The 21,165-nt window shown below is 44.0% G+C and carries 23 protein-coding genes; 12 read left to right on the forward strand and 11 right to left on the reverse strand.

Features of this window, described 5'->3' with window-relative positions; all coding sequences use genetic code 11:
* Positions 1-159: 159 nt before the first annotated feature.
* On the reverse strand, positions 160-360 hold the full coding sequence (locus tag MHZ92_RS06495) for a hypothetical protein (protein WP_239430771.1): 201 nt from the start codon (positions 358-360) through the stop codon (positions 160-162).
* 138 nt (positions 361-498) lie between these two features.
* Between MHZ92_RS06495 and MHZ92_RS06500 the strand changes: the two genes are divergently transcribed.
* Positions 499-726, forward strand: a complete 228-nt coding sequence (locus tag MHZ92_RS06500; RefSeq protein ID WP_239430772.1) for a hypothetical protein — start codon at positions 499-501, stop codon at positions 724-726.
* An 86-nt stretch (positions 727-812) separates the two neighbouring features.
* Here MHZ92_RS06500 and MHZ92_RS06505 read toward each other — a convergent pair whose 3' ends face one another.
* Genes MHZ92_RS06505 through MHZ92_RS06515 form a run of 3 tightly spaced genes read right to left on the reverse strand, consistent with a single transcriptional unit; the run spans position 813 to position 2,691 of the window.
* Complete coding sequence (locus MHZ92_RS06505) at positions 813-1,595, reverse strand: ABC transporter permease (RefSeq protein WP_239430773.1); 783 nt, start codon at positions 1,593-1,595, stop codon at positions 813-815.
* Positions 1,592-2,494 (reverse strand): ABC transporter ATP-binding protein, encoded by a 903-nt coding sequence (locus tag MHZ92_RS06510; protein WP_239430774.1) that lies wholly within the window; start codon positions 2,492-2,494, stop codon positions 1,592-1,594. Before MHZ92_RS06510 ends, MHZ92_RS06505 begins: the two co-directional genes overlap by 4 nt.
* Entirely contained in the window at positions 2,491-2,691 is a 201-nt protein-coding gene (locus MHZ92_RS06515; protein WP_239430775.1) for a PLDc N-terminal domain-containing protein, read from the reverse strand. Before MHZ92_RS06515 ends, MHZ92_RS06510 begins: the two co-directional genes overlap by 4 nt.
* 243 nt (positions 2,692-2,934) lie before the next feature.
* Between MHZ92_RS06515 and MHZ92_RS06520 the strand changes: the two genes are divergently transcribed.
* The 7 genes from MHZ92_RS06520 to MHZ92_RS06550 all read left to right on the forward strand — a co-directional run bounded on the left by MHZ92_RS06520 (position 2,935) and on the right by MHZ92_RS06550 (position 9,024).
* The gene (locus tag MHZ92_RS06520) at positions 2,935-3,843 is read left to right on the forward strand and encodes an EamA family transporter (protein WP_239430776.1); all 909 of its coding nucleotides are present in this window, start codon (positions 2,935-2,937) and stop codon (positions 3,841-3,843) included.
* Between the two features lie 95 nt (positions 3,844-3,938).
* A complete protein-coding gene (locus tag MHZ92_RS06525; protein WP_239430777.1) occupies positions 3,939-4,466 on the forward strand; it encodes an RNA polymerase sigma factor in 528 nt (175 codons plus the stop codon).
* Positions 4,466-5,200, forward strand: a complete 735-nt coding sequence (locus MHZ92_RS06530) for a hypothetical protein (RefSeq protein ID WP_239430778.1) — start codon at positions 4,466-4,468, stop codon at positions 5,198-5,200. The genes MHZ92_RS06525 and MHZ92_RS06530 overlap by 1 nt, the downstream gene beginning before the upstream one ends.
* 134 nt (positions 5,201-5,334) lie before the next feature.
* Positions 5,335-5,694, forward strand: a complete 360-nt coding sequence (locus MHZ92_RS06535; RefSeq protein WP_239430779.1) for a hypothetical protein — start codon at positions 5,335-5,337, stop codon at positions 5,692-5,694.
* A gap of 64 nt (positions 5,695-5,758) precedes the next feature.
* Positions 5,759-6,949, forward strand: a complete 1,191-nt coding sequence (locus MHZ92_RS06540) for an alanyl-tRNA editing protein (protein WP_239430780.1) — start codon at positions 5,759-5,761, stop codon at positions 6,947-6,949.
* 148 nt (positions 6,950-7,097) lie between these two features.
* The gene (locus MHZ92_RS06545; protein ID WP_239430781.1) at positions 7,098-8,315 is read left to right on the forward strand and encodes a glycosyltransferase; all 1,218 of its coding nucleotides are present in this window, start codon (positions 7,098-7,100) and stop codon (positions 8,313-8,315) included.
* Positions 8,284-9,024: an HAD-IIB family hydrolase gene (locus MHZ92_RS06550; RefSeq protein WP_239430782.1), complete on the forward strand. Its 741-nt coding sequence runs from the start codon at positions 8,284-8,286 to the stop codon at positions 9,022-9,024. The genes MHZ92_RS06545 and MHZ92_RS06550 overlap by 32 nt, the downstream gene beginning before the upstream one ends.
* A 217-nt stretch (positions 9,025-9,241) precedes the next feature.
* Here MHZ92_RS06550 and proS read toward each other — a convergent pair whose 3' ends face one another.
* Complete coding sequence (gene proS / locus MHZ92_RS06555; protein WP_239430783.1) at positions 9,242-10,678, reverse strand: proline--tRNA ligase; 1,437 nt, start codon at positions 10,676-10,678, stop codon at positions 9,242-9,244.
* Positions 10,679-11,224: 546 nt separating this feature from the next.
* On the opposite strand from proS, the gene MHZ92_RS06560 reads away from it, so the two are divergent.
* The gene (locus MHZ92_RS06560) at positions 11,225-11,563 is read left to right on the forward strand and encodes a zinc ribbon domain-containing protein YjdM (RefSeq protein ID WP_239430784.1); all 339 of its coding nucleotides are present in this window, start codon (positions 11,225-11,227) and stop codon (positions 11,561-11,563) included.
* Positions 11,564-11,607: 44 nt separating this feature from the next.
* Here MHZ92_RS06560 and MHZ92_RS06565 read toward each other — a convergent pair whose 3' ends face one another.
* Positions 11,608-13,284: a methyl-accepting chemotaxis protein gene (locus MHZ92_RS06565; RefSeq protein WP_239430785.1), complete on the reverse strand. Its 1,677-nt coding sequence runs from the start codon at positions 13,282-13,284 to the stop codon at positions 11,608-11,610.
* A gap of 230 nt (positions 13,285-13,514) precedes the next feature.
* Between MHZ92_RS06565 and MHZ92_RS06570 the strand changes: the two genes are divergently transcribed.
* Positions 13,515-13,943 (forward strand): GatB/YqeY domain-containing protein, encoded by a 429-nt coding sequence (locus MHZ92_RS06570; protein WP_239430786.1) that lies wholly within the window; start codon positions 13,515-13,517, stop codon positions 13,941-13,943.
* A 53-nt stretch (positions 13,944-13,996) separates the two neighbouring features.
* Here MHZ92_RS06570 and MHZ92_RS06575 read toward each other — a convergent pair whose 3' ends face one another.
* The 4 genes from MHZ92_RS06575 to MHZ92_RS06590 form a co-directional block, all read right to left on the reverse strand.
* The gene (locus MHZ92_RS06575; RefSeq protein WP_239430787.1) at positions 13,997-16,408 is read right to left on the reverse strand and encodes a heavy metal translocating P-type ATPase; all 2,412 of its coding nucleotides are present in this window, start codon (positions 16,406-16,408) and stop codon (positions 13,997-13,999) included.
* Positions 16,409-16,522: 114 nt separating this feature from the next.
* Complete coding sequence (gene copZ, locus MHZ92_RS06580) at positions 16,523-16,723, reverse strand: copper chaperone CopZ (protein WP_239430788.1); 201 nt, start codon at positions 16,721-16,723, stop codon at positions 16,523-16,525.
* 75 nt (positions 16,724-16,798) lie between these two features.
* Complete coding sequence (locus tag MHZ92_RS06585; RefSeq protein WP_239430789.1) at positions 16,799-17,080, reverse strand: metal-sensitive transcriptional regulator; 282 nt, start codon at positions 17,078-17,080, stop codon at positions 16,799-16,801.
* A 99-nt stretch (positions 17,081-17,179) separates the two neighbouring features.
* Positions 17,180-18,127, reverse strand: coding sequence for a cation diffusion facilitator family transporter (locus MHZ92_RS06590; protein WP_239430790.1), 948 nt, complete (start codon positions 18,125-18,127; stop codon positions 17,180-17,182).
* A 124-nt stretch (positions 18,128-18,251) separates the two neighbouring features.
* Here MHZ92_RS06590 and MHZ92_RS06595 point away from each other — a divergent pair, with 124 nt between their 5' ends.
* Positions 18,252-18,872: a nitrite reductase gene (locus MHZ92_RS06595; protein WP_239430791.1), complete on the forward strand. Its 621-nt coding sequence runs from the start codon at positions 18,252-18,254 to the stop codon at positions 18,870-18,872.
* A 46-nt stretch (positions 18,873-18,918) separates the two neighbouring features.
* Here MHZ92_RS06595 and norA read toward each other — a convergent pair whose 3' ends face one another.
* Positions 18,919-20,082, reverse strand: a complete 1,164-nt coding sequence (gene norA, locus MHZ92_RS06600; RefSeq protein WP_239430792.1) for a multidrug efflux MFS transporter NorA — start codon at positions 20,080-20,082, stop codon at positions 18,919-18,921.
* Positions 20,083-20,291: 209 nt separating this feature from the next.
* Here norA and MHZ92_RS06605 point away from each other — a divergent pair, with 209 nt between their 5' ends.
* A complete protein-coding gene (locus MHZ92_RS06605) occupies positions 20,292-20,864 on the forward strand; it encodes a nitroreductase family protein (RefSeq protein ID WP_239430793.1) in 573 nt (190 codons plus the stop codon).
* Positions 20,865-21,165: the final 301 nt, after the last annotated feature.

Consider the following 21,165-nt stretch of genomic DNA (forward strand, 5'->3'; position numbering starts at 1 on the left):
GACGGTTGCATGACTCGACTCCTGCGAGCCCGCGCGAAGTGGAGCGAAGACGCGAATAGAACTAAGGTTTATGAGCGGACGAGCGACACGAGCAACAACGGATGCGAGCGTTTGTCAACAGGCTGGGGCTGTCTCCTAGAAGGGGGCAGCCCCCCTCTATTATAAATTATCCGTATTGATCCGTGGGACTGTTCCGGCATTGGCATCTCTTGGCTGCAAAATGTCATCGCCTGCTAACACTTCCCCGCTCTCTGTCATTTGTGCCATGCTATCCCTCTCTGTGTCTTCAACTTCTCCAGCACCACGTCCTTCGGCTGTTCTGTCGATTTCATTCGATGCACCAACGTATCGTTTTTTCATTTGTACACACTCCTTTTGTGTTTGTTTTCACTACTTTACCCTTAGATGAAGCTATAAACACATTTCATGAGTCACGTTCCATGTTTAGGCATTGCGAATCAAGTGAATAGAATAAGTACTAGAAAGGAAGTGTTTTCAATGAATAAGAAAAAACCCTTCACTTCAAATGACCGGAAAGACGCGGAAGGCAAGTTCATGGACAACCCAGAGAATCTACCGACTGACAAGGAAAGCATCTATGATATGCACGAAGATATGCAAAATGTCGACCCAATTCCATTAGAGGATGTAAGAATGGAACAACATGAGGAAAACCATCACCGTGAAACAAAAAGCAACTCGTCCAGTGAAGAAAAATATAAATAAACTCAAAAAAGTAGAGGCGGAATTTTTCCTATCCTCTACTTTTTTCATTTTATTTGTCATTGATTGTCGATATTCCCCAGGAAATGTCACACAAGTGTCTTTGCAGCATTTTGTTTCGACATTCTTATCCCGAATAGGACAAGGAGTATGATGAGGGCGACTGTAAGCCCGACACTCAGCCAATAATCGGATTGGTCCACTGACCCGGTAAAAGCACTCGGCGCGTACGCACTTAATTTCCATGGTGACACTGTCCAATACGTGCCGATAAGCCCATCGATGATTTGGAAAACAAGCAGAAGCAAAATTGAAATTCCCGCAGTCCCACCAGTCGATATCCAAGCGCTGAATGCAAGGATAACTGTTACAGCGAAAACTAGCCATAAACTATACGTCCCTAAAAACGCAAAGACTTCCCCTGCCGCCACTGAATTATATAAAATTCGGATATAGTACCACGAAGCAAAAAAGCCCAACCAAACACTACCAAGTACAATTGTATTAATGACGATCCATTTACTTAAAAAATAATGGCTGAATGACATCGGCCGCACGTATAAAAGTGTCGCCGTACCGTTCTTTCGCTCGCCTGAAATCGTCCCCATGAATGCGAGGATGACAATAAGGATGCCTATCATCTGGTATTGACCCATCAATGAAACGAAAATGTCTTCCCCTTGGAATTGTGGCCAGGTAAATTCCGCCCCTTCCGGCAAGTTGCCAATACTTTTCATGATTTCAGGAAGATAATAGTTTGTAAGGGGCTCAATCACTCCAAATATGATAAATACGAGTGGTATCCAATACAGCTTGTAAGTGCGGAGGTTTTCCCGCCATTCTTTTTTCAATAAAACATTGAAACTGCTCATTCCTCCATCACCACTTTCATGAAGATATCTTCCAAACTTGCAGTCTGCAGTTCCACCTTTCGGATTGTAAGGTTTTCCGCATTCAATAATGCCAATACTTCAGGTGTACCGACCCCTTCTTTCACGGCGTCAATGGCTACTTGCTTCTTCTCCCTTTCGGCAGTCCAAGGGGACAACTCCTTGAATTTTTCCGCCTCTTCGTTTGATTCAAAATCAATAAGAATACGAGGGTTTGCGTATTTTTTCCGGATGTCGTCAAGCGATCCATTTTCGACGAGGATGCCTTTACGAAGGAATAATAGCTGATCCGTCATCTCTTCCGCGTCATTCAAAATATGAGTTGAGTATAAAATTGTCGTTTTTTGTTGCAGTTCTTTTAATAAATTCATTACTTGCCTCCGCCCGACTGGGTCGAGCGCAGATACAGGTTCATCCAATAGAAGCAACTCCGGTTCATGAACGATCGCTTGCGCCAATCCGAGACGTTGCTTCATCCCGCCAGAAAACGTTCCGACCCTTTTCTTCATGGCGTCACCGAGACCGACAAACTCGAGCGTCTTTTTCGCTTCGATCAATGCCTGTCTCTTTTCGACGCCGCTCAAAATCGCTGCCATTTCCGTAAACTCCAGCGCTGACATCCAAGGAAAAAACTTCGGGTATTGCGGAAGGTATCCGATGGATGCACGGATATCCGGCTTCGGCTGCCCTCGGAAAAGAATCGATCCACTTGTCGGAGTGACAAGACCTGCAAGCATAGACAATGTCGTCGTCTTACCCGCCCCATTTGGCCCAATCAATGCCGTTGACGTCCCTTCCGCCAATTCGAATGTAATGTCATGAGCGGCTCTATGAGTTCCATATGTTTTTGAAAGAGAATTCACTTGCAACAGGTTAGTCAATCTTGCCGCCTCCCAAAGATGAAATACAAAATCGATCCAACTAAATTGCCGAGTAAAATGATGAAAATCCACATGATGAATGGTCCGTTTGTCCGCTGATGGCGGATGACATCGACTAAAGCGACAACCATCAGAATCATTTGGAGCACAAGTATTGGTAAAATAAGATTCCAAGGTATGTTCTCAAGCTCAGACATGCACGTCACAACCTCTCATTTGTTTGTTATACGTTTACTATAACACACTTGTTATACTTTGTATATAACAAGTGTAGGATTTTTTAATTCGATCATACTCTTTTAACGGATAATTTTACGCATAGGCAATTTTTAGAGTTTGATGGCTTGCTTTGAGCGCGGGAGGCTTCGCTTTGAAGATAGTGTCCCCGTACTGAATCTCTCTGTCCGTGTTATACTATTGCGTGGACTGGAGGAAGTAAGATGAAACAATGGATGTATCCGCTGTTCGTCATTCTCGGGGCGTGCAGTTATGGAATTCTATCAACGATTATTAAATTGGCCATTGCTGACGGGTATACAGCACCCCAAGCAGTGACAAGTCAATACTATACAGGCTTTCTATTAGCCGTACTCATTTTTGTTTTTACCCATCGAGGTCTTCCGAAATTCGGCGGTGGCTTTACGCTTGTGTTTGCCGGTGTGTTAACGGCGATTACAGGAACAGTTTACGGGAAAGCTGTCAGTTTAATGCCCGCTTCCCTCGCTGTTGTCATGCTCTTTCAATTCACTTGGATTGGCATGCTTTTTGATTGCATCGCTCGCCGACGACTTCCGAAGCGAGTTGAAGTCATTTCCTTATTGTTTTTATTCGGAGGCACGATTTTTGCAGCTGGTGTCATCGATGCCGACCTGAGCGGCATTCCTTGGCAAGGATGGGCTTGGGGAATGGCTGCTGCAGTCAGTTTCTCGGCTTTCCTTATGGTGAACCAACGGCAAGTGGAAGGAATGGATACGGTCACCCGCGTGCTGTTCATGTCATTCTTCGCTGCCATCGCCATCACTTTTTTACAAGAACCGCAAATAGTCTGGGACGGTACTTTGCTAAATGGCTTATGGGTTTATGGCTTGATTTTAGGGGTGTTCGGCATTATCCTGCCGATTCTACTCTTTTCTATCGGCATTCCAAAAGTTGGAACGGGCATGGCTTCGATTTTAAGCGCGATCGAACTCCCAGTCGCTGTCACCGTTTCAATGCTTTTATTGCATGAACAAATGACTGTTTTACAGATTGCGGGCATCGTCATCATTTTGTTCGGAATGACATTGCCGAGTCTCGCCAATCGACGAATACGATTGAAAAATGAGTTGCCACATCACACGGAAAAGTGATGTGGTTTTTTTATTGCGTCGAAAACTTTTCGGCAAAGCTGAGGGTATATATAGTGAGAGCAAAAAATTTGGTTGTTCTGAAAGGAGTGTGCCGTGTGCAGCAGGAAAAGTGGGTTCGGAAAATACGGGCAGGCGACCAAGCTGCTTTCCGGGAGTTTTATGAAGCTTATGCGGGTGCGGCAATCCGGACGGCATGTGCAATAACCAATAACCGAGAGATGGCGAAGGATGCCGTACAGGAAACGTTCATCCGGGTGTATCGGCAAATTGATAGCTTCAACCAAGAATTGCCTTTTGACCCTTGGTTTTATCGCATATTGACGAATGAATGTCTTCGGTTGCTGAAAAGGGAATCGCCGCTTTCCACTATTGAATCGGTTTTGAACGATCCTTCCCTTGCAGAGGAATCTTTCGATCAGTTGACGGATCTATACGATAGCATACAAGCATTGGACGATCACAATCGGATTCCCCTTATCTTGAAATATATAAAAGGATTTTCCGAAAAAGAGATTGCGGACATTTTAGAGTTGAATTTGAACACTGTCAAGTCGCGATTATTCAAAGGAAGAATGCGGTTGAGAGAACAATTGGAGCCCACTCGAAAGGAGGATAAGTCCTGATGAGCAAATTTGACGAACGGATAAAAAGAGAGCTCGAAGAAAAAACAGATGCCGATGTGCATGAACTGAAGGAAGATATTTGGAATGAAATCAACAAAGAATTATTTGAAGGAAGGCGGACTAAAATGAAGCATAAAAAACGGTGGGTTCCCGCAGTATTTATTGCAGCCGCGGCACTTGTCCTAGCATTCACGTTACAAACGGACCCTGGGCTAGCGTTGATCAAAAGCATCAAGGACATGTTCGCCCCTGAAAAGGAGATCATCCAAAGCATTGAAGGTCAGGACGAACCGACAGAAGTCCATTTAAATGAAGGGAGAAATTCCGAGTATATCATTTATGTAGATGAGTCCCGCTACAAAATGATCAAAGGGGAAGACGCCGATGTCATTACGACGATTGAACCTCTTCCAGAGAAATATCCGGAAGTGAGCATGGAAATTAGGCAATATCCGTCTAATAAGCCGGAAGCGCTAGTGAAGGAGATTGAGGAAGAACTGAAAATCGACTTCCCTGATTTGCGGGATGTTGAAACCGTGTCCGAACCGGTCGAAGGCTTCTGGCTGCACGGTTTGACTGAGGTAACGTGGGACGGAAAGGTCATCGATGTGTATGTCATCAGCAATGGCAAGGATGGGAGCTTTGTCATTACGAAGAAGTATTTCCTCGAAGCGGCTGAAGGTCATGGTGCAAGGTTTTCTCATATGTTAAAGAGCTTTGAAATTATCGAATGAACGGAATAGTGGAGGGGGGATTCTTTTTTCCCCTTCTTTTTTTATAGGTATAAAAGTAGATTCTCCTCTCGGATGCATATGTTATAAGAATATAGGGTATAGATTGCAATAGTAAGATAGCAAGGGGGTAGCTTATGGATATAATTCTGTTTGTCATCGATACGCTGATCGTTTTATTATATATAACTCTGATCGCATTCATTACACCCATTACAATGAAATTCTTGAAGAGAAGGAACTTCGATATCTTTATTCAGTTATTGCCTGTCTGTTTCATTGTATTTGTGAGCAGCATACTCATTTCGATCGGGCTTGGCGGATTCAAAGAGATGGTATTCTTTCAGATAACAAGTATCGTTTCATTGATTCTACTAGGGTTTTTATTGTTCCTCACCATGGCGATGCGAGTTTTGTGGAAAGACAAATATGATCGATTAGTTGAAAGGATTCTCTCCTTTCGTGAAAAAAATGAACGGAGCTTCTCACTAAAATAAGTGGGAAGCCTTTTTCAATATGATGTACACTACTTGTAAACGACTTACATAAGGAGACGGTACTATGGTAAAGGAACGGCTATATTATGAGAACGTTTATAAAAAGACATTCAAAGCCCGTATTGTCGATAACGGAATAGATTCGGAAGGGCGTCCCTATGTCATATTGAACAACACTGCTTTCTATCCAACCGGTGGCGGGCAGCCGCATGATACAGGAACAATCGACGGAGTACGTGTTATCGATGTGGAGGAGGTGGACGGTGAAATCCGTCATTTCCTTGACGGGGAACTTCATTCAAAAAAGGAAGTGGAAGGGGCGATCGATTGGGAACGCCGCTTTGATCATATGCAGCAGCATACGGGGCAGCATATACTTACCGCTGCTTTTGTCCGCCTCTTCGGAATTCAAACGGTCAGTTTTCATCTAGGCAAAGAGCTTGTGTCCATCGATTTGGACGTAGAAGACGTGACTTCCGAGCAATTGGCGGCAGCGGAAAAGCTTGCAAATGAAATCATTTTGGAAAACCGTCCGATTGAAACAAAATGGGTGACGGAAGAGGAACTTCCCCAGTTTTCTTTGCGGAAGCAACTGGCCGTGACGGATAATATCAGGCTCGTCATTATCCCCGATTTCGATCATAACGGCTGCGGGGGCACTCACCCATCGTCAACCGGTCAAATTGGATTGCTAAAAATACTCTCCACGGAAAAACAGAGACGGAAAGTCCGCGTCCACTTCGCTTGTGGCGACCGCGTCCTTCAGCAGTTGCACAGGAAAAACGAGGCGTTGTCTGCGGCATCCAAATTGCTAAGTGCTCCTGAAGACGGGGTGAAGGATGCAATCGAGCGGCTTTTAACTTCCCATCATTCATTGGAAAAAACATTAGAAACGGCCAAGGAAGATTTGCTGTCGTTCGAGGCGAAAAACTTGTTGGATAATAAAAACGGCAATATTGTAAAGGCTTCATTTACAGATCGGACCGTGCAGGAACTTCAAAAGCTCGCACGATTGATTGTGGCAGAGAATGATTCGGTCATCGCCCTTCTTGTCGCTGAGAATGAAGACCGCCTTCAGTTCGTAGCCGCAAGAGGCGCATCCGTCGGGACAAGCATGAAATTAGTTTCTACTGCCGTTTTGCCCCTTCTTAATGGAAAAGGTGGCGGAAATGATACTTTTGTCCAAGGTGGCGGTGAACGGACAATGACCGCAAAAGAACTATTGAATCTTATGGAAAATACTATATCGTACTGACCCATTTACAACTCCTCCTGATTTTCTAGGAGGAGTTTATTTATTTTATAAAGCTTGCCAACTATCTAATGTTTACTATTTAACGAACGAGGGTAGATAAATTCATTAGATACCATAAGCTTTTAGTATCTTCAAAGGGGAGAGATATATGAAGAAAAAAATATTATTCATTTCTGATCACGGTGATCCGCTTGCCCCTCTTGGAGGCGAGCAATCAGGCGGGCAAAATAACTATGTCAAGCAGTTGGCGCTTTCTTTAGATAGACGAGGGCATTCGGTAGATGTCGTAACCCATTGGGCGAATGCGAAAGTTCCTGCGAATGAACATTTCGGTTCACGATGCCGTGTAATCCGCGTTGCTGCAGGGGTGAAAGGTTATGTACCGAAGAGTGAGCTTTATGGCATGTTGTTCGATTTTTATGATGAGATGCGTTCTCGCATCGATTTGTCGTCTTACGACGTGATGCACACCCATTATTGGCTATCTGGACTCCTCGGGGCGAGAGTGGCTGAGGATTATGGAATCCCATGGATTCACACATCCCATTCCTTGGGTGTTGCAAAGGAACAGGCTACCGGCGTCAGGGAAGCAAAAAGGATGGTTGCCGAACAATTCATTCTGCAATCAGCTGACACAGTTATTGCCACGACACCTTCTGAAAGGAAATTGATCAACAGCTTCGTTGATAACCCTTCCCCTATAAAAGTCATACCGATTGGAGTGGATGAAAGCTTCCAACCATTCATCCGTCAAAAAAAGCAACGCCCCTATTTTGCATTTGCCGGAAGACTCGAGTCTACAAAAGGGATCTATACACTTCTTAATGCCTTTCGGTTGCTAATAGAGAAGAATGAACTTCCCCCTTCTGCTAAGCTCGTCATTGCAGGAGGAGAGCCAAATAAAATAGATGTCCAAAAGAAAATGCCGTCTTGTCCGAAACTGAAAAAAGCCATTTCGGGAATCGAGCGACATGTCGAGTTTATCGGGGCACGTACCCAAAAGCAGTTGGCTGAACTTTTCAATGAAGCGACCGCCGTCATCGTTCCATCAACTTACGAATCGTTCGGAATGGTCGCCGCGGAAGCGCAAGCATGCGGAAGCCCTGTCATCGCCTCAAAAGTTGGAGGTTTGCAAGACGTTGTCCGCAATCAGGAAACAGGACTCCATGTCGAAAAAGAGAACAAGGAACATTTGGCATTCGCAATGAAGCTCCTTGCAGCGAACCGGGAATTTGCGCGTTCCTTAGGACGTCGGGCTGCCGCCTACGCCCGTAAAGAGTTCAATTGGACAACGGTCGGGCAAAAGATGGATGCCTTATACGAGGTGGTCATAAATGGAAAACAAAAAGTATTTGCTGGCGACTGATTTGGATGGGACATTCGTCGGTGATCAGGAAGCACTTACAAAGTTGCTTCAGTTCTTCAAGGATTCGCCAGACGAAGTGGCCCTTGTCTATGTGACTGGAAGGCATCTGACTTCCGCGCAAACGCTTATGTCGGAAGAAGATTTGCCGTCACCGGACATGCTCATAACAGATGTCGGGACATCTATTTATCATGCAGACGGGCTTCGTGAAGATCCTTATTGGAAAGCCCGCATGCAGAAAGATTGGCAACCTGAAAGAATCGTCGAAATCGCTTCTGCCTTCCCTTCATTGAATAAGCAGAAGTTGCCAGACGACCGGCGCGTTTCCTTCACTCTGTCCGGAGATGTCGGAGCGGTAAATGAATTCAAGAAAGCACTCGTGGACGAATCAATTGCCCATTCGTTTATCTTCAGCTCGAACCGGGATATTGACGTCCTTCCTTTGGGCGCCGGAAAAGGGAACGCATTAGAATATGCACTTGATCGGTATGCGATGAATGGCGTGAAGCTGTTGATTGCAGGTGATTCAGGCAATGATTGGGACATGCTCTCACTCGGCCATCCTTCCGTCATCGTCGGCAATGCACAACCGGAACTGCTGGAAATGGAACCGTGCGAAAATCTCTTTCACGCAAATGAAAAATGTGCTGGGGGCATTCATGAAGCATGGGTGCATTTTTATGGAGAGCACCGGCAGACGGTAAGATGAAATTAGGCGACTCGAATGGGTTTATCACCACTCAAGACGAGGTTATCACCACTCAGGGACACTTTATCACCACTCAGAAGAGGTTTATCACCGCTCAGAGGGAGTTTCACCACTCGTCCATTTATTGGGTTCTCCAGCCCACTAAACGGCTCCACAAATAAATATCCCCATACGAAAAGGCTGCCTCCCGAGGGAAGGCAGCCTTTTTATCTAAAAATTAATAAGCTCTCGCAAACCAAACTGTATGTTTCGCATCTTTTCCACAATTGATGCACGTCGACTTTTCAGCCGGTGGATTGAAAGGTATGTTACGAGTCGTAAACTTCGTCTCTTCCTTCACTTGCTCCTCGCACGCGTCATCGCCGCACCAGCCAGCAAGAATCCAACCAGGGATTTCGCCTTTATCGGCTGAATCCCCAATATGCTTTGTAAGATCTTCGATTGTATCGATATGTGTGTGAGAATGCTCTGCACGGAATGCACGTGCTTTTTCAAGAAGGCGCGTTTGCATCGTTTGCAATTCCTTTTCTATGCTTTCAACGATAGTCGCCAGATCAACCGCCACTTTTTCATCCTCGTCACGTGCTTTCATAAGTGCTTGATTGTTTTCCAAATCGCGTGGTCCAAGCTCTACACGAACCGGCACACCTTTCAGCTCCCACTCGTTGAACTTGAAGCCTGGAGACTGATCGGAATCATCCAATCGTACGCGGATACCTTTCGCCTTCAACTGTGCGAAGACCTCGTCCAATTTCTCCATAATCGATGGGTTCTTCTTCCAAGAACCGACTGGAATCAACACAACTTGAGTCGGTGCAATACGTGGAGGCAATACAAGACCTTGCTCGTCCCCGTGCACCATAATGACAGAACCAATTAGACGTGTCGAAGTTCCCCATGACGTCGTATGGACAAACTCGTGACGGTTTTCTTTCGTCAAATATTTGATGTCGAATGCTTCCGCAAATTTCGTGCCTAAGTAATGGGACGTACCTGCTTGAACCGCTTTTCCGTCTTTCATCATTGCTTCGATTGAATATGTGTCAACCGCACCAGCGAAACGTTCAGATGGCGTTTTTTGCCCATCATAAACCGGAATCGCAAGGAGGTCTTCCACAACTTCTTTGTAAATGTTCAACATTTGCATCGTTTCCGCGCGAGCCTCTTCTTCATCAGCATGTGCCGTATGCCCTTCCTGCCATAGGAACTCAGACGTACGAATGAACGGAAGCGTCTTCTTCTCCCAACGGAAAACGTTCGCCCATTGGTTGATCAATACAGGCAGGTCACGGTAGCTTTTGATCCAATCGGAATACAAGTGTCCGATCATCGTCTCAGAAGTCGGACGAAGCGCCAAACGCTCTTCCAATTTCTCGCCGGCAGCTTCTGTTACCCATGGAAGCTCAGGAGAAAATCCTTCGATATGATCTTTCTCCTTCTGGAAAAAGTTCTCTGGAATAAGCATTGGGAAGTACGCATTCCGGTGACCCGTCTCCTTGAAACGTCTATCCATTTCCGCTTGGATATGCTCCCAAATTTCGAAGCCGTCCGGTTTAAATGCGATACATCCACGAACCGGCGTATAGTCCATTAAATCCGCCTTTTGGATCGTGTCGATATACCATTTTGAAAAATCGTTCTTCTGATTACTCATCTTCATTTCCTCCCTATACATAATAAAAAGCGCAAAGCTGTCCTATACTATAAGGACGTCTTTGCGCTGGATAGACGTGGTACCACCTTCATTCGGCCTAGCTGCGATGCTAAGCCCTCGAACGTTTGATAACGAAAACGACCCGGTCATGTTTGCATGACATCTCCGTGGTAGGGTTCAATGAAAAGCGGTGGTACGGCTCTCAGCACTCGCCATACTTTCTGTTTCACAATTTTCATCTACTTGGCCACATCAGTGATTCCATATTGCTTATAATATAGCAAATACTTACGATTTATACAAATGCAGTTTTTTTGCGCGACTTCAAGGACCTTTTGCGCAACTTCGGAGGAGTTTTGAGCGAGTTTTGTCTGATTTTGAGCAAGTTCAGAAGAGTTTTGCGCGAATTTCGACAGGTTATGCTCATTTCGGGACTTTTGACCGACATAAAGTAGGCTCCTCTTTCAGAATCTGATGGAGCCGACTTGGAATTATTCTGTTCTTTGCTATAGTAGGATTGACACTATCGGATGGAGGAATTAACTCATGAACAATTTACCAAACTGCCCAAAATGTAATTCGGAATACACATATGAAGACGGAAATCTGTTCGTTTGCCCTGAATGTGCATACGAGTGGACGCAAGAATCACAAGAGGCGGAAGAGGAAGCCGCTGTTGTGCGCGATGCAAACGGAAATGTTTTAAATGACGGTGATACAATTACTGTCATTAAAGACTTGAAAGTAAAAGGCAGCTCAAATGTCGTCAAAATGGGGACGACAGTGAAAAACATCAAACTGGTCGAAGGCGATCATGATATTGATTGCAAAATCCCCGGATTCGGCGCGATGCAATTGAAGTCGGAATTTGTGAAGAAGATATAACATTAAGGGGAAACCAATACAATAGATGGTTTCCCCTTAATGTTTTACAGCTTAAATTGAAGTACGTTTCGATTTAATTCTTCAGCGTATTTTGATAGCTGCTCTGAGCTCATTGCGACTTCTTCCATCGAACTATTTGTTTGTTGTGCGGAAGCGGATGTTTGTTCAACGCCTGCTGAAGTTTCCTCAGTAATGGCGGCGATTTCTTCTACAGAACCGCGCATTTCCTGACTGGAAGAAACCATCTCCGACAAATTGCTGGAAATCGTCGAAATATGAGCAGCCACTTCAGTTACAGCTTCATTTATGTCATTAAATGTTCGACTCGTTCGTGTAATTTGCTCGGTCCCTTTCTCAACTTCCCCGTATCCTTCCAATAGGGATCCAGCTACGGAACTAGATTCAGACTGAATATCATCTACAATTTTTGTTATGTCGGTGACAGAGAGGGAAACTTGTTCCGCCAAGTTTCTGACTTCTTCAGCGACAACCGCGAATCCTTTGCCATGTTCCCCTGCTCTTGCGGCCTCGATCGCTGCATTCAGAGCCAATAAATTCGTCTGGTCAGCAATATCTTTAATGACGACGACCAACTTCGAGATTTCCTGTGATTGGGCATCCAAGCCTTGGATTTTTTCGACAGAGGATTGTACGATTTTGTCGATTCTACCCATCTGTTCATTGGATAGATCCATTAAACGGCGACCTTCGGAAGTCAGATCCAATATTTTTGTAGAAGCAGCTTGAATATGTCCTCCCTTTTCATCCGCCTCTTCCACTCGATGAACGAATGAATCCATCATGTCAGATAGATGACCTGCTTGTGTCGCTTGTGATTCTGCACCTTCTGCCAGATCATGCATTGTCATGGCAATCTGTTCACTAGCGACTGTCACTTCGTTTGCAGATTGTGTCAGCTCTTCACTTTGGGCCGATACAGAGGAAGAGATACTGTTAATTGTATTCAACAGCTTGCGGGTGTTGTCGCTCATCTCATTGGTGGCATAAAGGAGCTGGCCCACTTCATCCTTTGCATTTGTTTTCAATTCCTCGCCGCTTAAATCACCTTTCGCCATTTCCAACATGCGATTCATTACCAGTTTGATTGGTTTTGTAATTTGATTCGCAGTGAAAAGTGCAGCTCCTACGCTAAACAGGATGACTAATACCGTCACGATACTGACGATTTTTAATGTCAGTTCGCCACCTGTAATGATCTTATCCTGTGCGGACTCAATATTCGATTCATAACGGTCTGCGAGCTGTTCATAGCCTGCCATAAGTTCACGGACCATCGGCGTCACTTCATCCAACTTCCTCATCGCCGCTTCTCGGTTGCCTCTGTCATATTCAGCAAAGACTTCCTCCGTGATGTATGTTCGCCAAGCTACCGTTTTCTCAATGAGTTGGTCGAACTCATCCGTTTCCTGGATTTCTCGGATGATCTGTTCATTCTGTATGCCTTGCGCACTATACTCATTAAACCTTTCCTTAAAATCTCCACCGTATAAAACATACCCTCGGGCTGTCGAAATACGATTGGCCATCGTTAGTGCCATCTTTTCATGGGCAATCAATAACGGAAGCTCCTTCTCCACTATGCTTCTGGCTTCATTGTTACTTTTGATCACGACTGAAATATTATATATGCCATATAACAGCACTAATAAAATTACGAGTGAAAAAGAGAACAATAATTTTCCTTTAATACTTTTAAACATTCGTTACATCTCCTAGTATTTAATATCCATACACGTTTAGTAATATCGGTGGAAATGACTATATATAAAGTAAAAAATTATTCATTTGATAACAATTATTCTTGAAATAAAGTATTGTTATTTACATAGAGTAACCCCTATAGTTGCATTTCAAGGTCGCCTCCTCTATAATCATTACACTAAAACGAGTGGGTAAATTTTCATTCGTCAATTGAAGGGAGGCGATTCAGATGTTGAAAACAACCGTTTTCGAACAACTGAAGCGTGCGATGAAAGAGAAGGATGTACTTTCTAAAGGTGTGCTGACACTATTAAAGTCCGCACTTGACCTAGCTGAAAAAGAGAAAGGCTCCGCTCTGACAGAAGAAGAGGAAGTCGCAATTGTAAACCGTGAAATCAAACAGACGAACCAAGCGTTGGAAGGTGCTGAGAAAGCGCAGCGCGAGGATTTGATTGAACAAGAAAAGGCGAAATTGGTATTGCTCAAATCATTTTTACCGAAGCAATTAAGCGAGGAAGAAGTAAAGGCATTGCTGACAGAAGCCGGAGTTACTCAAGGAATGAACATGGGGGATGCGATGAAAATCGCAAAACCGCTTCTTGCCGGGAAAACAGACGGCGCCACAATGTCGAAGGCTGTCAAAAGCCTTATTCAATAAAACATTAATGAAGCCCATCCGTTATGGATGGGCTTTGTTGTGCGTTTATACGATTACAGCTTAACGCGTTGAAGTCTAAGCGCATTCAGGACGACCGATACCGAACTAAACGCCATTGCCGCGCCCGCAACCCATGGGGCTAACAGGCCAACCGCGGCTACCGGTATGCCAATTGTGTTGTAGAAGAAGGCGAAAAACAGGTTTTGCTTAATGTTGCGCATCGTTTTCCGGCTCATGATGAACGCGTCTGCAACACTGTTCAGATCGCCACGCATTAACGTAATGTCAGCCGCTTCAATCGCAATATCCGTTCCTGTACCAACAGCCATTCCGATATCTGCCATTGCAAGTGCCGGTGCGTCATTAATGCCGTCGCCGACCATTGCGACTTTTTTCCCTTCGGCTTGCAATTGTTGAATTTTATCGCTTTTCTGGTCAGGAAGAACTTCCGCAATAATATGTGTCAATCCAACTTGGCGGCCGATCGCTTCAGCCGTATGTTGGTTGTCTCCTGTCAGCATAATGACATCTAGCCCAAGTTCCTGCATTCGTTTGATAGCTTCTTTGGACGTTTCTTTCACAGTATCGGCAACTGCCACGACGCCAGCCAGTTTTCCATCAACTGCAATGAGCATCGCCGTTTTCCCTTCGTTCTCCATTTTCTCCATTGTCGCTTCGATATTATCAAGGGCAATGTCTCGGCTTCGCATTAGTTTTCGAGTACCAGCAAGCACTAGCTTACCGTCAACTTCCGCTTCAATTCCGTATCCAGGAACCGCTTTGAAAGCATCCACTTCAATTAAATCGACGCCTTTTTCTTTGACGCCTGTTACAATTGCTTGCGCCAATGGATGCTCAGATTGGTTTTCAGCTGATGCGACTAATTGCAGGACATCTTGCTCAATAAAACCTTCCGATACGATTACATCTGTTAACGCAGGTTGCCCTTTTGTAACGGTACCTGTTTTATCCAAGACGACTGTGTCAATGGAGCGTGTATTTTCAAGATGCTCGCCGCCTTTAAAGAGCAAGCCCATTTCAGCAGCTCTACCTGAACCCGCCATGATAGACGTCGGTGTCGCTAAACCGAGCGCACACGGACATGCAATAACTAGAATGGAAATGGTTGGAATAAGGGCGGATCTGAAGTCGCCAGGTGTGACAGCGAAATACCAGATGAAGAACGTCAAAATGGCAATGCCTACTACAATCGGGACGAAGATACCCGATATTTTATCCGCCAACCGCTGAATATCCGCTTTCGAGCCTTGTGCTTCCTCGACGACTTTGACAATTTGCGCTAAGGCGCTATCTTTGCCGACTTTTGTCGCTTTGATTTGCAATGAACCATTTTTGTTGATGGTTGCCCCGATTACGGAGTTTCCGGGAACTTTATCGACAGGGATACTTTCCCCCGTAATCATCGATTCATCGATTGCCGATTGTCCGGAAATGATTTCTCCATCGACTGGAATTTTTTCACCCGGTTTGACAAGGATGATGTCCCCTGCCACAACTTCTTCGATTGGAATCTCTTGTTCGACACCATCTTTCAAGATCCTTGCTGTTTTCGCCTGCAAGCCAAGAAGTTTTTGAATCGCCTGGCTCGTTTTCCCTTTCGCACGCACTTCGAATAATTTACCAAGGACGATGAGTGTGATAATCACAGCGGATGCTTCAAAGTAGAGCTCTGGATGACCGACACTGCCTGCATTCATCCATTCGAAAGTTAAGTAGAGGCTATAAAAGTATGCAGCGCTTGTTCCGAGTGCAACGAGAACGTCCATATTAGCGCTCATATTTCTTAATGAATTGTAGGCACCTTTATAAAACTGTGCACCAACGATGAATTGGACAGGTGTCGCAAGCGCCAGCTGCACCCATGGATTCATAAGGATTGCCGGCAAGTATAGGAAGGAAAGGAATTCAAAATGTGCTACCATCGTCCATAATAGTGGAAGTGTTAAAATCGCTGAGAAAATGAATTTCCGGTATTGTTTTTTGATTTCTTGTTCCTTATGATCCAACTTGTCTTTGCCATCCGTTTTTGGAATCAATTCATAGCCCATTTTCTTCACATTGGCCATCATTTCATTCGGGTTCGTTTGACCGCTTACATAATCGACGGTAAGCGTTTCAAGAGCAAAATTGACCGTTGCATTAGAAACACCCTCCATCTTATTGATGCGTCTTTCTATTTTTGTTGCACAAGCGGCACACGTCATGCCTGATACATCAAACTCGGCTTTATCTTGAATGACACTATAGCCCAATTTTTCGATTCTCGCCGTGAAATCGTTGACGTTCGTTTTTTCCGGGTCATAAACAATTGTGGAGTTTTCCATCGCGTAGTTGACATTCGCCTTTTCGACGCCTTCTATTTTAGACAACCCTTTTTCAATCCGGTTTGCACATGCTGCGCACGTCATTCCATTGATCTTCAAGGTTTTTTCTGTAGTTGCCATCCGTATCCCTCCAATACTCATAGGGGGTATATTTCTTTGAAAAAGAAGGATTATACTACAAGTATAATCTCTTCATTCACTATACCCCCGTATGGTGTGAGCGAATTGCTTCACTCAAGCGACATCATAGCCTTGATCTTCAATTGTTTCTTTAATTTGCTCCAATGTTGCTTCGTTCTCAAACTCAACAGTCACTTCATTGCTTGAAAGGTCTACTTTAACAGAGGATACACCTTTCAGTTCTCCAACACTTGACTCGATTGATTTTACGCAATGACCGCAAGACATACCTTCTACTTTTAGAACTTCTTTCATGATGAAAAACCTCCTAGTATTATTGGTACTTATAATATAGCATACCCCTCATAGGTATACAAGATAAATATTCGATTATTTCGTCATTGTTTTCATTACGCTCATAAGCTCTTGAATTGCAGCCTCTCCATCTTGCCCTTTTATCGCCTTCACGACACAATGGTGCGTATGATCTTCTAATAATGCGAGGGACACTTTGTTCATTGCGGATTGGATTGCACTGATTTGGTGGAGAATATCTACACAATAGCGGTCATTTTCAATCATTTGATGAACGCCTCTCACTTGCCCTTCTATCCGTTTTAAACGATTCAAGAGCTGTTGCTTGTTCGGCTGTACAGTCATCTTGTCTGACATGTCAATCCCCCTTTTTATTTCAATAAATATACCCTATACCCCTATATTACCACTTGTGTCAAAGAAGCGCAAATGATATACATGGAGGGTGTATTGACCTCAATGATGATGGTGACCGTGTCCATCCGATGATTTCGGCTTCACTTGGCATAAAATTGAATCATCATGCTGATGGGCAGACGTTTCCAATTGAATCGTAACGTGATGAATGTTTTGATGCAATAAGTCATGTTCGATATCGCGCAGCAATCGTTCGCTTTCCGCAATTGTCATTAGATCGTCCACGACTGCGTGGCAGGACAGCGCATTTAAACCGCTCGTAATCGTCCAGACGTGTAAATCATGAACACCTTGGATCTCTTTTTTATTTTGGAATGTTCGAATGATATCATCCAATTCCACATTTTGAGGAGTGCCTTCCATTAGTACATGCAGCCCTGCCTTTGATACAAAATAACCGCTTCGTAAAACAAGGATTGCCACAATGACACTCGCCAACGGATCTGCCCATCCCCAATTGAAAATCATCATAAGCAATGCCGCAACAATTGCCCCGATGGAGCCTAACATATCACTGATGACATGCAAATATGCGCCTTTCATATTTAAATTTCCCTCTACATCGCCGCCGCGCATCATAATCCATGCGACGAGCATATTGACCGCAAGTCCTATGGAGCTGACGATTAACATCCCTGTCGTCGCAACTTCAGGCGGGTTTGCGAAACGCTTCACAGCTTCGAAGAAAATGAACAGTGCGATAATAATCAATGTGACTCCGTTCAAGACAGCGGCTAAAATCTCAAATCGCCTATAGCCAAATGTCTTACTCTTACTTGCGACTTTTTCTCCCACCTTAAAAGCAATGAGCGCAATCGCTAATGAAATCGAATCGCTTAACATATGACCGGCATCTGCCAATAAGGCAAGACTGTTCGTCAAAAATCCACCAATTGCTTCCACAACCATGTATAGAGTAATGATGAGAAAAGAAATCAATAATACTTTTTTGTTTGCACCATGTGTATGATCGTGACCGTGTCCCATTGGATACCTCCTCTGCGTATTTCTGAAGTTGCCAAAAAAATTAAGATTGATACATTTACATACCCTACATAGGTATTGTAATATTTTATTATCGGCAACTCAAAAGAAAGGGGTGCAAATCAACATGCAAACCGAGAAAAAGGTGAAAATAGCTGTTAACGGCGGGATATCATTCGGTGCTAAGTTAAATGCAAAGCAATTAATGGTCCTTGCTGATTATTTAGGTGATCAAGAATTGGAATTAACGACATTCCAGCAATTATACATAGAAGTATTAGAAAGCGATTTTGAATTTATCCAAAAGAAATTTAGCGAGGTTGGGCTTTCCTGCTACCCTGTCGGCAATTTTGTAAAAAGCTTACGTCATTGCAATTTTTGCAAAGGTGCGGAAGAAGAAGGGATGCCGGTTGCTATTGAGCTGAATAAACGGATTGCAGGTAGGCCTGTTCCCTTCACGCTTCGACCTGCTTATACAGGATGCCCGATTGGATGCGGCGAACCGCTTATTAACGACATCGGCGTCATCAAATCCCGAGATGGCTATGATTTGTATATCGGAGGAAATCCGAAAGGAGCCTATGCGAAGACAGGAACACTTTTCCTTGAACAAGTGCAACCTGATGAATTGTACGATGCTGTTGATAAAGTAATCGACTTCTATGCGGAAAATGGCAAAAAGAGAGAACCGTTTCACAAATTTGTGAATCGATTTGGTGTAGAGGCGATAAAGGAATTGGTACAGTAATGAAAATACAGGTGAAGGAATAGGTCCTTCACCTGTATTTTTGCGATTACAAGATCACATGCTTCGGCTTTTTCCAAAACAGGGCTAATACGGTTCCAAGCAATAGGACGACCGCTGCGAAATAGTATGGATAGTTCAAATTGATATCAAAGAGGATTCCACCGACAATGGGGCCAAAAATATTTCCAACGCTTGTAAACGTGGAGTTCATTCCTCCGACAAATCCTTGTTCATTGCCTGCAATTTTCGATAAATACGATGTAATCGCGGGACGGATCAAGTCAAACCCGACAAACAAAAAGAAAGTCGTCAGTAAAATGGTGAAATAAGAGCTGACGATGGTCATCAACAAAACGAGAACTGTCGAAACCGCTAGAGACCAACGGATCAGATTAATTTCTCCCATCCATTTTGTCAGACGATCAAACATTGCTACTTGCGCAATTGCCCCGACAATCCCACTTCCTGTAATGACGATTGCAATGTCCTTTGGTGTGAAACTGAATTTATGATCAACGAAAAGACTAAACAACGATTCAAAGGCTGCAAGACCAAATGATAGTACGAAGATTAATATGAATGCGATCAAATACATAGGAATAAGAATACGACCCAGCCCAGTTTTTTGACCAATAATCGGTGCTTCTTCCTCCCCGCGTTCAGGTTCCTTGAGAAGGATGAAAGAAAGCACTGCCGCAAGCACTCCAAGTACGCCCGCTGAATAAAATGGAACGCGGGTACCAATTTCAGCTAGAAACCCACCAATTCCTGGTCCAATGATGAAACCTGTACTAATGGCAGCAGACATATAACCAAGTGCCTTCGCCCTGCCCGAAGCAGTTGTGATGTCTGCAATGAAAGCCGTCACGGCGGGCATGATGAACGCCGCACTTACGCCACCAAGCATCCGTGAAACAAAAAGGACTTCGACAGTTTGACCGATTCCGAATAAAAACTCCGAGGCCCCGAAGATGAACAAGCCGATGACAATCATTATTTTACGTCCGTACTGATCAACCCACCGTCCTGCAATCGGCGAGAAAATAAGTTGCGTAATTGCGAAAGCGGCGACCATATACCCCACGACCGAACCACTGATTTCCAACTCATTCATAATCGTAGGTAAGACTGGAATGACGAGCCCAATTCCTAAAAAGGCGATAAATAAATTCGTTAATAAAATGGCCAATACAACTTTTTTACTTTTCATATGAAATCTCCTCTAATTTTCTGCAAGTTGGCAGCCATCAAGCTAATGGGTTTGCACCTTCTGAGATTATAGCATCATTCTTTAAAATCCTTATAACACTTCCCCTTCAGTTGCCAAAAATAACACCCATGCTATAATCATTTATTAGATGAGAATGATTTTCATTTGCATTAACAAAGCGAATTCACTTGAAAGGGGATATATGTTCCATGGAGTATATAGGGAAAAATGATGTGGAAAAAGCAATCATTGGGAGAAGAACAATTAAAGCATTTAAACCAGATCCTGTAGATGTGGAAGAAATCATCGAGTTGCTAAATGTAGCGAAGTGGGCACCGAATCATAAATTGACCGAGCCTTGGCAGTTTCAGCTGTATACAGGTGACGGAAAAGATGTCTTTGTCCAGTCCTATATCGACTCACAACCGACAGTCGATGGTGAAGTATCGGATTTGGTAAAGCGGAAGGCAAATTATTTTAGAGAGATCCCCCTCCACCTCGTCGTCATCATGCCGGAAGATCCTCGGCAAAGAAGATGGGATGAAGATTACGGGGCTGTTTCGACAATGATCCAGAACTTCCAACTTGCGGCGTGGGAACGGGGCATCGGAATGATTTGGCGGACGAATGATTGGGTATATGATCCGGTCTTCAGGGAAGGAATCGGTGTAAAACCCGGCAAAAAAATTGTTGCTACATTGATGATCGGTTATCCAAAACATATTCCGGCTCCGAAGCCGCGAACAGATATCCGTGAGCGGCTAACGATTATTGATCAGTGACAACGTGTCAAACAATTACAGCACGACTCATTGACTTATTATTGAGAACACTTTACTATGAGATTAATGACAAGGAGCGATAAATACATGGCATTTCTACAACTATACTGATCCCTATACATATACTTATTGTGAAAACCGTTTTTCATTGCGGTTTATTTACTATGTGTACGGGTTAGGTATGTTGTGGAAATGAATTGTACGTTCTACGGGATATCCATACCTATTTGCGAGTACACAGGGCGATCTGTGTACTTTTTTTATTGGAGGGAGCATGATGATGACTTTACTATTTTATTGA

It is taken from the genome of Sporosarcina sp. ACRSL (genome assembly GCF_022346605.1).
Classification (GTDB): domain Bacteria; phylum Bacillota; class Bacilli; order Bacillales_A; family Planococcaceae; genus Sporosarcina.

Bases quoted from the DNA above. Each gene is read 5' to 3' on its own strand.
- MHZ92_RS06495 (WP_239430771.1), bottom strand. From the start codon at position 360: ATGAAAAAACGATACGTTGGTGCATCGAATGAAATCGACAGAACAGCC.
- MHZ92_RS06500 (WP_239430772.1), top strand. From the start codon at position 499: ATGAATAAGAAAAAACCCTTCACTTCAAATGACCGGAAAGACGCGGAA.
- MHZ92_RS06505 (WP_239430773.1), bottom strand. From the start codon at position 1,595: ATGAGCAGTTTCAATGTTTTATTGAAAAAAGAATGGCGGGAAAACCTC.
- MHZ92_RS06515 (WP_239430775.1), bottom strand. From the start codon at position 2,691: ATGTCTGAGCTTGAGAACATACCTTGGAATCTTATTTTACCAATACTT.
- MHZ92_RS06520 (WP_239430776.1), top strand. From the start codon at position 2,935: ATGAAACAATGGATGTATCCGCTGTTCGTCATTCTCGGGGCGTGCAGT.
- MHZ92_RS06530 (WP_239430778.1), top strand. From the start codon at position 4,466: ATGAGCAAATTTGACGAACGGATAAAAAGAGAGCTCGAAGAAAAAACA.
- MHZ92_RS06535 (WP_239430779.1), top strand. From the start codon at position 5,335: ATGGATATAATTCTGTTTGTCATCGATACGCTGATCGTTTTATTATAT.
- MHZ92_RS06540 (WP_239430780.1), top strand. From the start codon at position 5,759: ATGGTAAAGGAACGGCTATATTATGAGAACGTTTATAAAAAGACATTC.
- MHZ92_RS06545 (WP_239430781.1), top strand. From the start codon at position 7,098: ATGAAGAAAAAAATATTATTCATTTCTGATCACGGTGATCCGCTTGCC.
- MHZ92_RS06550 (WP_239430782.1), top strand. From the start codon at position 8,284: ATGGAAAACAAAAAGTATTTGCTGGCGACTGATTTGGATGGGACATTC.
- proS (WP_239430783.1), bottom strand. From the start codon at position 10,678: ATGAGTAATCAGAAGAACGATTTTTCAAAATGGTATATCGACACGATC.
- MHZ92_RS06560 (WP_239430784.1), top strand. From the start codon at position 11,225: ATGAACAATTTACCAAACTGCCCAAAATGTAATTCGGAATACACATAT.
- MHZ92_RS06565 (WP_239430785.1), bottom strand. From the start codon at position 13,284: ATGTTTAAAAGTATTAAAGGAAAATTATTGTTCTCTTTTTCACTCGTA.
- MHZ92_RS06570 (WP_239430786.1), top strand. From the start codon at position 13,515: ATGTTGAAAACAACCGTTTTCGAACAACTGAAGCGTGCGATGAAAGAG.
- MHZ92_RS06575 (WP_239430787.1), bottom strand. From the start codon at position 16,408: ATGGCAACTACAGAAAAAACCTTGAAGATCAATGGAATGACGTGCGCA.
- copZ (WP_239430788.1), bottom strand. From the start codon at position 16,723: ATGAAAGAAGTTCTAAAAGTAGAAGGTATGTCTTGCGGTCATTGCGTA.
- MHZ92_RS06585 (WP_239430789.1), bottom strand. From the start codon at position 17,080: ATGTCAGACAAGATGACTGTACAGCCGAACAAGCAACAGCTCTTGAAT.
- MHZ92_RS06590 (WP_239430790.1), bottom strand. From the start codon at position 18,127: ATGGGACACGGTCACGATCATACACATGGTGCAAACAAAAAAGTATTA.
- MHZ92_RS06595 (WP_239430791.1), top strand. From the start codon at position 18,252: ATGCAAACCGAGAAAAAGGTGAAAATAGCTGTTAACGGCGGGATATCA.
- norA (WP_239430792.1), bottom strand. From the start codon at position 20,082: ATGAAAAGTAAAAAAGTTGTATTGGCCATTTTATTAACGAATTTATTT.
- MHZ92_RS06605 (WP_239430793.1), top strand. From the start codon at position 20,292: ATGGAGTATATAGGGAAAAATGATGTGGAAAAAGCAATCATTGGGAGA.